Origin of the sequence: Sphingomonas sp. CCH9-E2 (assembly GCF_001557215.1) — a bacterium.
Classification (GTDB): Bacteria; Pseudomonadota; Alphaproteobacteria; order Sphingomonadales; family Sphingomonadaceae; genus Sphingomonas.
On record NZ_LSJM01000214.1, the window covers coordinates 1 to 7,690 of the forward strand.

The 7,690-nt window shown below is 67.3% G+C and carries 8 protein-coding genes; 4 read left to right on the plus strand and 4 right to left on the minus strand.

Annotated features, from left to right (window positions below):
• Positions 1-1,389, minus strand: a 1,389-nt coding sequence (locus AX681_RS10110) for an MFS transporter (protein ID WP_066682186.1), incomplete at its 3' end; no start/stop codon positions are given.
• A gap of 195 nt (positions 1,390-1,584) precedes the next feature.
• Here AX681_RS10110 and AX681_RS10115 point away from each other — a divergent pair.
• Positions 1,585-2,769, plus strand: a complete 1,185-nt coding sequence (locus AX681_RS10115) for an MFS transporter (RefSeq protein ID WP_231733645.1) — start codon at positions 1,585-1,587, stop codon at positions 2,767-2,769.
• Between the two features lie 8 nt (positions 2,770-2,777).
• On the plus strand, positions 2,778-3,683 hold the full coding sequence (locus AX681_RS10120; RefSeq protein WP_156442574.1) for an alpha/beta hydrolase: 906 nt from the start codon (positions 2,778-2,780) through the stop codon (positions 3,681-3,683).
• A 16-nt stretch (positions 3,684-3,699) separates the two neighbouring features.
• On the opposite strand, the gene AX681_RS10125 is transcribed toward AX681_RS10120, so the two are convergent.
• Together AX681_RS10125 and AX681_RS10130 are read right to left on the minus strand one after the other, a co-directional pair.
• Positions 3,700-5,379, minus strand: coding sequence for a GMC family oxidoreductase (locus tag AX681_RS10125; protein ID WP_066656618.1), 1,680 nt, complete (start codon positions 5,377-5,379; stop codon positions 3,700-3,702).
• 11 nt (positions 5,380-5,390) lie between these two features.
• Positions 5,391-6,011: a gluconate 2-dehydrogenase subunit 3 family protein gene (locus AX681_RS10130; protein WP_066656612.1), complete on the minus strand. Its 621-nt coding sequence runs from the start codon at positions 6,009-6,011 to the stop codon at positions 5,391-5,393.
• Between the two features lie 87 nt (positions 6,012-6,098).
• On the opposite strand from AX681_RS10130, the gene AX681_RS10135 reads away from it, so the two are divergent.
• Positions 6,099-6,710 carry a thioredoxin family protein gene (locus AX681_RS10135; RefSeq protein WP_066656613.1) on the plus strand — a complete coding sequence of 204 codons (612 nt, stop codon included), beginning with the start codon at positions 6,099-6,101 and terminating at the stop codon, positions 6,708-6,710.
• Entirely contained in the window at positions 6,701-7,237 is a 537-nt protein-coding gene (locus AX681_RS10140) for a hypothetical protein (RefSeq protein WP_066656614.1), read from the plus strand. The genes AX681_RS10135 and AX681_RS10140 overlap by 10 nt, the downstream gene beginning before the upstream one ends.
• Here AX681_RS10140 and AX681_RS10145 read toward each other — a convergent pair.
• Positions 7,234-7,690: MFS transporter (locus AX681_RS10145; protein WP_197424277.1), on the minus strand; the 457-nt coding region annotated here is incomplete at its 5' end. The genes AX681_RS10140 and AX681_RS10145 overlap by 4 nt on opposite strands.

The window sequence follows — 7,690 nt, forward strand, 5'->3', positions numbered from 1 at the left end:
CAGGAGCAGCGTGACGAACGTCGCACCCGCCACCGACAACCCCGCCACGAACGCACCGGGCCTGGCGACGGTCGCCAGATAGGCGGAGCCGATCACCGCAATCCCGATCGCGCCGCCCAGCTGCTGCGCCGTGCGCAGCGTCGCACTCGCGGTCCCGGCAAAGGCGCGGTCGACATCGGCGACCACGACCGGCGGCAGCGGCCCCGCCACCATACCCATGCCGATCCCCGCGACCGCGAGCAGCGCAAAGAATCCGGCTCCCCCGCCAGTTCCGCCGGCGATCAGTGTGAGCGCGCCGCTCGCCCCGGTGATCATCACCAGCGCGCCGCCAATCAGCAGCCAGCGCCCGAAGCGCGGGAGATACTTCTTCCCGATCAGGCTGATCCCCGCCATCACGCCCAGGCCGAACGGCATATGCGCCAGCGCGGTATCGAGCGGCGACTTGCCCAACCCCTGCTGCAACGCAATGGCCAGCACCAGCAGGAAACCTGCCGCGCCAGCCGAGAAGGCCAGCATCGCCACAAGTCCCCAGCGGAATGTGGTCAGGCGAAACAGCGCAGGTTCGATGATGGCGGCCAGCCCGGCACGCCGCCGCGCCAATGCCCGCATCCAGCCCGCGATAACCAGGGCGACTCCGACGAGCGCGCACGGAATCGCCCAAGCTGGCCAGCCGCGCTCGGATCCGTCGATGAGCGCGAACAGCAGCGCCGCAAAGCCGACCGCAAACAGCGCGGCGCCCAGCAGGTCGATCTGCAGCTGCCCTCCAGTGTCGCGGTGCGGGATGGTACGCATCCCCAGCCACAGCGCGATCAACCCGATCGGCAGGTTGACCAGAAAGATCAGCCGCCAGCCCAGCCCGAATCCGTTCCATTCGATCAACAAGCCGCCCAAGACCGGTCCCAGGATCGCGGCGAGGCCCCCGATCACGCCGAACCAGGCGAGCCGCGCCACGCGTTCGAGCGGGGAGAACAGCGTCTGCACGATCGCCATCACCTGCGGCCCCATCATCGCGCCGGCGGCCCCTTGCAGCAGGCGACCGATCACGAGCTGCTCGGGCGTTTGCGCGAGGCCGCACAGGGCCGAGGTCGCGACGAAACCCCCGACCCCGATCAGAAACATGCGCCGATAGCCGAACGCATCGCCCAGCCGTCCGCCGAGCAGCAGCAGCGCACCCAGCACGAGCAGATAACCCGCGACGATCCACTGCATCGCCGCCGACGAGGCATCCAGCGCACGGCGAATCTCGGGCAGCGCGGTGTTGACGATGGTCGTATCGGCCACTTCGAGCACGAACGCGATCAGCACCGTCAGGAACGCAAGCGTGCGCTGACGATCGGTCAACTGCCCCGCCGCGCCGCCAGTTTGCGGCGCGCCTGCCCCTCCATCCATTGACTGCCGCCCCGCAAATCCCGGGCGTTGCACCCGCGGCACAGCCCTAATTAAAATGATGCTTCTATTATGAGGCCGTTTCGCCTAGCGTCAACCCAATGCGGCGATTCACGACCGCGGTGTTGAGGTGACGGGCGGCGTCGCGCGCCCGTCCGGAGGGGAGTGAAGGCGTTGTACAAGTCAGATGCGTCGCGGGTGCCCGGGCCCGCCCAGGGGTTCACCGTCATCATCGCGGGGTTCCTGCCGATCATGGCGATCGTGTCGATGTTCCCGGCCGTGCCAGCGATGATCGCGCATTTCGGTGCAGACCCCAATGCCAGCTGGAAGGTGCCGGCGATGGTATCGGCGCCCGGTCTGACGATCGCGATTACCGCGCTGTTCGTCGGGTTGATGGTCGATCGCTTCGGACGCCGCCGCCTGCTGCTTGGCTCCACCCTGCTGTACGGCTTCTTCGGCTCCGCGCCGTTCCTGCTCGAATCGCTCGACGCGATCTATGCCTCGCGCCTGCTGCTCGGCCTGAGTGAGGCCGCGATCCTGACGACGCTCAACACGTTGATCGCGGATTATTGGGACGAAAAGAGCCGCCGCAACTGGCTGACGATGCAGGGGCTGATCGGCCCGGCGCTGTCGTCGGTGATGATCTTCTTCGCGGGGGCACTCACCGCGTGGCGCTGGAACGGCATCTTCCTGCTCTATCTGGTCGCCTTCCCGATCTTCCTCGCCATGCTGCGCTATATGTACGAGCCCCAGCGTGAGGTCGCGCCCGCGCGGGTCGAGGGCGAGACCACGGAGGGCGGCATCCCGTGGAGCGTCCTCGCGACCATCGGCAGCGTGACCCTGTTCGTTTCGGTCCTCTATTATGTCTTCATCATCAATGGCGGGCTGGTCTGGCAGGAGCTGGGGGTCAAGGATCCGGGCAAGATCGGACGCATCACCGCTCTGCCCAGCCTGTTCATCCTGGTCGGTGCGGGCGTGTTCTGGCTGCTCGGCCGCTGGCAGGTCAGCTCGCGGGGACAGCTCTTCGCGCTGCTCGCCACGCTCGGCACCGGCCTCGCCATCATCGGCCTCGCCAGCGACTGGCGGATGATGGTCCTTGGCATGATGGTGCAACAGACCGGCGCGGGCATGGGGGTGGTCACGCTGATCGCCTGGGCGCAGCGCAAGCTGCCCTATGCCCATCGCGGGCGCGGCATGGGTTTGTGGACCGCCTGTTTCTTCTTCGGCCAGTTCGTGTCGCCGCTGCTGGTCAGCCTGGTGCGCGCGCAGGTCGGGACGATGCAGGGCGCGTTCCTGGTCTCCGGGATCGTCGGGATCGTCGGGGCGGTCGTCGTCTGGCTGGTGGTGGACCGCCGCTCGACGCTGCAGCCCGCAGCAGCATGAAGCTAGCGATGATGCGCCCCTGCCTGAGCGCCATCGTCGCGCTCCTCGCCCTCTCGTCGGCGACCGCGCAGGAGCCGCCGCGCTTCCGCTATGACGTGATCGAAGCACCGCTGCAGCCGGGCGCGATCACGCTGCCGACCGCGCCAAAGGAAGCGCCGGACCGCGAGCAATGGATGACTCAGAACGGGTCGATCGGGGTGCGCAACGTCTCGCACGCCACGCTGACCCCGGTGCTGCCCGCCGGCCCATCGACCGGCGCCGCAGTGATCGTTGCGCCCGGGGGCGGGTTCCTGGGCCTGTCGATGGATGCCGAGGGGTGGCAGGTCGCGCGCTGGCTGGCCAATCACGGCATCGCCGCCTTCGTCCTCAAATATCGCGTGCTGCCCACCCCGCGCGACAATGCGGAGTGGCAGCACAAGTTCAACCGCATGATCGGGGGCGAAAGCGTCGGCTTCGCGCCGCCCAAGGACACCCCGCCCGAAGCGCTTGCCGACGGGCTCGCCGCGCTGGCCCATGTCCGCGACAACGCCGCGCGCTATGGCGTCGACCAAAAGCGGATCGGGTTCATGGGCTTCTCCGCCGGTGGCTTCCTGACCCGCACGGTGGTCGAACAGAGCGGCGCGGCAATGCCGGCCTTTGCCGCGCCGATCTATCCCAACATGGCGGCGATGCGCGTACCCGCGAACGCTCCGCCGATGTTCGTCACCATCGCGGCGGACGATTTCCTCCTGACCCGCGAAACGGGCCTGCCGCTGCTCGACAGCTATCGTGCGGCGGGCAAGCCGATCGAGTTCCACCTGATCGCCAATGGCGGCCATGGCTTCGGGCTCGGGCGCGCGGGAACTGCATCGGCAGGGTGGATCGAGACTTTCCACCGCTGGCTCGGCAGCATCGGGATGCTCGATCCGAAGTAAGGCCTGACGGGGTGACCTAGATCACCCCCTCCTTCAACAGCTCGACGGCATGCCCCGCCGCGCGGGCGGTGAGCGCCATATAGGTCAGCGACGGGTTCTGGCACGCGGACGAGCTCATCTGCGCGCCATCGGTGACGAACAGGTTGGCGACGTCATGCGCCTGGCTCCATTTGTTGAGCACCGACGTCGCCGGGTCCGCGCCCATCCGCGCACCGCCCATTTCGTGGATTGCGCTGCCGCCCGGATTGGGGCGGTCGAAGCCCATGATGACCTTCCCGCCCGCATGGCCCAGCATCTCGGCGGCGTCGGCCTTGGCCTGCGCCAGCGCGGCATGCTCCTCCGCGCCGAACGCGAAGTCGACCTTCAGGATCGGTAGGCCATTGGCGTCGGTCCGGGTGCGATCCAACGTGATGCGGTTGGACGCGCGCGGCACGCAATCGGCAAAGGCGACCAGCACCATCCGCCACATGCCGGGCGGCTGCAGCGCATCCTTGTACGCAGCCCCGATCCCCGGCTCGCGCTTGCCGCGGGTCCAGCCCGATTGCAGCGCGCCACCCTGGTACGAGAAGCCGCGACTGTGCCCGGTGCCGTCGATCGCATCGAGGTTACGGAAGCGCGGAATGACGACACCGGTCGGGCGATTGCCGAACGTGGTCCATTGCTCGAACCCCGGGAACAGCGCGATCGCCGACAGGGTGCTGGCATGATCCATGATGTGCGTGCCGAGCACGCCGCTGGAATTAGCAAGGCCGTTCGGCATTGCGTCGCTGCCCGAATTGAGCAGCAGATGCACCGAATTGAACGCCCCGGCATTGAGGAACACCATCCGCGCGGTCGCCTGCCCACGCGCTTTGGTCTTGCCGTCGATCCAGCGCACGCCGGTGACGCGCCGCGTCGTAGGGTCATAGTCGATCTTTTCCACCACCGCGTCGGTGACCAAGGTCAGGTTGCCGGTCTTTTGCGCCGCAGGCAGCGTGGAGGACTGGGTCGAGAAATAGGCGCCATAGGAACAGCCACGCGCACAGATCGAACGGCGCTGGCATTCGCCGCGCCCGTCCTTGGCCTGCGTCAGATTGGCGGTGCGGCCGATCGTCAGCCGCCGCTCGGGCCAGCGCGCGGAGATTTTCTCGCGCACCGCCTGTTCGACGATATTGAGCGCCATCGGCGGCTGGAAGCGCCCGTCGGGCAGCTGCGCCAGCCCCTCGGCCGCGCCGGACACGCCGATGAACTCCTCGACCTTGTCATACCAGGGGGCAATGTCCGCATAACGGATCGGCCAATCGGTGCCGTTGCCATCGCGCCGGTTGGCGTCGAAGTCGTAATCCGACCAGCGATAGGATTGCCGCCCCCAGGTCAGCGAGCGCCCACCCAGATTATAGCTGCGGAACCAGTTGAATGCGGTGTCACCCTCGGTCGCATAGGGATTTTCGGCATCGTTGACGAAATGCGGCTCGGTAAACTCGGTGAAGTGGCGGTTGCCGCGCTGGACCGGATAGTCGCGCGCATATTTCTCGGCATCGCCGACTCCGCGAAACGGCATGTCCCACGGCGCCTTGGTCTCGTTCACATATCCGGTCTGGTGCGCGATCATCGGCCCGCGCTCGAGCATCAGGACCTTCAGCCCGGCCTCGGTCAGCTCCTTCGCTGCCCAGCCGCCGGTGATGCCGGACCCAACCACGATCGCGTCAAAGTTCATCGTATCCGTCATCAGCCGAAATCCACCGCAGTCCAGTCACTCGAATAAGCACGCTCGCCGGGCTTGACCGGCACCGCGGGGTCGAAACGGCCGGGCGTGAGCTCGTAGCGCAGCTCCTGCGCTCCGCCGGTTTGCGAGGTGTAATAGCCGGTCAGGATCAGCCCCTTCACCGTCTTCCACGGATGATCCTTCGCGGCATAGGCATCGGCGTCCAGCCGGGTCAGGATCGCGGCGCGGCGCGCGTCGGGCTTGCCCATCCAGTCGCCATTGGCCGCGCGGTCCAGTTCGGCCTCCAGCCAGTCGAGGTGGCGCAGGCTGCCGTCGCTGCGGCGATAGGCACGGAGGCTGGCCGGCATGGCGTCCGCCGCAACCGGAGCACGGCTCTTGTCGAGGCCGTGCGCAAGCGCGAGGATCACGAAATCCCCCACGCCCACATCCCCGGCGCCCGGGGTCGCCGTGCGCGGGATCACCAGCTGGCTGACGTCGCGGATCATGGCGCGCTGGCGGTCGCTCGGCGCGTCGGCATCGTCCTGTTTTGATAGTGTCGCAACGACCGCAGGCATCCCCACGACCGCCGCGAGCAACGCCACACCCCCGCCGAATTCGCGCCGTGTCCAGCCAGACTGACCCATGCTCTACCCTCTCCGCGCCGGTTCTTGCCGGCTCTGATTCCGGCTGATATCAGAATGCATATTCTATTTCCAGCAGGAGAGGCACGGATGCTCAGACTATCGCGCATGATGGAGCTGGGCACGCCCGCGCCCGATTTCGCGCTGCCGGATACCGAGGGGCGCACGGTGCGGATGGCGGATGTCGCCGGTCCCAACGGGCTGGTCGTCGCCTTCATCTGCAACCACTGCCCGTTCGTCCTGCACGTGATCGACGGCTTCGTAGACTTTGCGCGAGAGGTTCAGGCGCGCGGCATCGGCGTCGTCGCAATCTCGTCCAACGACATCGTCGAGTTTCCCGAGGATGACTATGCGCACATGAAGCTGTTCGCGGCGGAGCGCGCTTTCCCCTTCCCCTATCTCCATGACGCGGACCAGCAGGTCGCGATCGCCTATGAAGCGATCTGCACGCCAGACTTCTTCATGTTCGATACCGACCTGCGCCTGTTTTACGCGGGCCAGTTCGATGCCAGCCGTCCCAAGATCAATCGCCCGCCCGTACCGGGCCTGCCGCCACTGCGCACCGACCTTCCCGTAACGGGCGAGGATATGCGCCGCGCCGCCGACGCGCTGCTGGCTGGCGATCCTCCACCCCAGCCGCAGCGGCCGAGTGCGGGCTGCTCGATCAAGTGGCTCGAGGGGAACGCCCCGACATGGGCGTGATTGCAGATCGCATCTGGCTGCCCTCCGCCGCCGTCGTGCCGCAGGAGCGCGGGACCGATTATTTCGCGCCGGTCGATGGGGCGGACTGGTCGGACGGTTTTGGCTGGCATCGCGGCTTCTTCTCGAGCTTCCGCCTGCGCGCCGGGCGCGATGCCTGGTTTCACTTCCCCCTGCCCACCCCGGTGCTGCGCGAGGGGCGGCAACAGGCGCTGGCCGAGGTCTCACTGATGTGGGAAGTCACCGATGGCGCGCGCATCCACTGGCTGGTGCTGCAGCATGGCGGGATGGACCGCATTCCGCTGACCGAGCGCGAGACCGAGCCGGAGAGCGAGGCGGTGCAGTTCGATCCACCCGAACAATGGCGGCAATTTTATCCGGCGTCGGCGCGCCGACTGACGACCATTGCGTTCGATCCGGTGCTGCCGCTGCGCTTCGGGGTGCAGCTGTGCGTCGGGGTCACCGCGCCAGAGACCGACGGGACGATCCGCTTCTATGGCGCTGGGGCCGGCTTCGCCGACCTGGACTAGTCACGTCCTGAGCGCAGTGCGGCGAGCTTGTTACGAATCGCCGCCTGCTTCTCCGCCGAAACGTCGAACCGCCCGACCAGCCACGCCATCGCCGCGCCCGCGATCATGATCAGCGCGGTGACGAACCAGGCGAGCGCGCGTACCTTGTCCTGCGGCATCTGATCGACCGGCAGCCCGGCGGGGAAGTCGATGATGCCGAGAAACGACCCGGCGAACAGCGCAACCAGCCCGCTGCCGACCTGAAGCCCGATGAACATGAAGCTCGCCACCAGCCCCTGTTGCGGCTTGCCAGTATTCGCCTCATGCTCGTCACCGATGTCGTATGTGACGGTGTTGAACGGCACGACGTACAAGCCATAGGCCACCCCGCCGAGCACGCGGAACGCGAACACGAACGCCCCGATCGCGGCGGTCGCGGGCAGCGGTGACAGGCCGAGCAGCGGCAGCAGCACT

Excerpts from the sequence above, each read along its gene's own strand:
- AX681_RS10120 (WP_156442574.1), top strand. The coding sequence starts at position 2,778 with ATGATGCGCCCCTGCCTGAGCGCCATCGTCGCGCTCCTCGCCCTCTCG.
- AX681_RS10125 (WP_066656618.1), bottom strand. The coding sequence starts at position 5,379 with ATGAACTTTGACGCGATCGTGGTTGGGTCCGGCATCACCGGCGGCTGG.
- AX681_RS10130 (WP_066656612.1), bottom strand. The coding sequence starts at position 6,011 with ATGGGTCAGTCTGGCTGGACACGGCGCGAATTCGGCGGGGGTGTGGCG.
- AX681_RS10135 (WP_066656613.1), top strand. The coding sequence starts at position 6,099 with ATGCTCAGACTATCGCGCATGATGGAGCTGGGCACGCCCGCGCCCGAT.
- AX681_RS10140 (WP_066656614.1), top strand. The coding sequence starts at position 6,701 with ATGGGCGTGATTGCAGATCGCATCTGGCTGCCCTCCGCCGCCGTCGTG.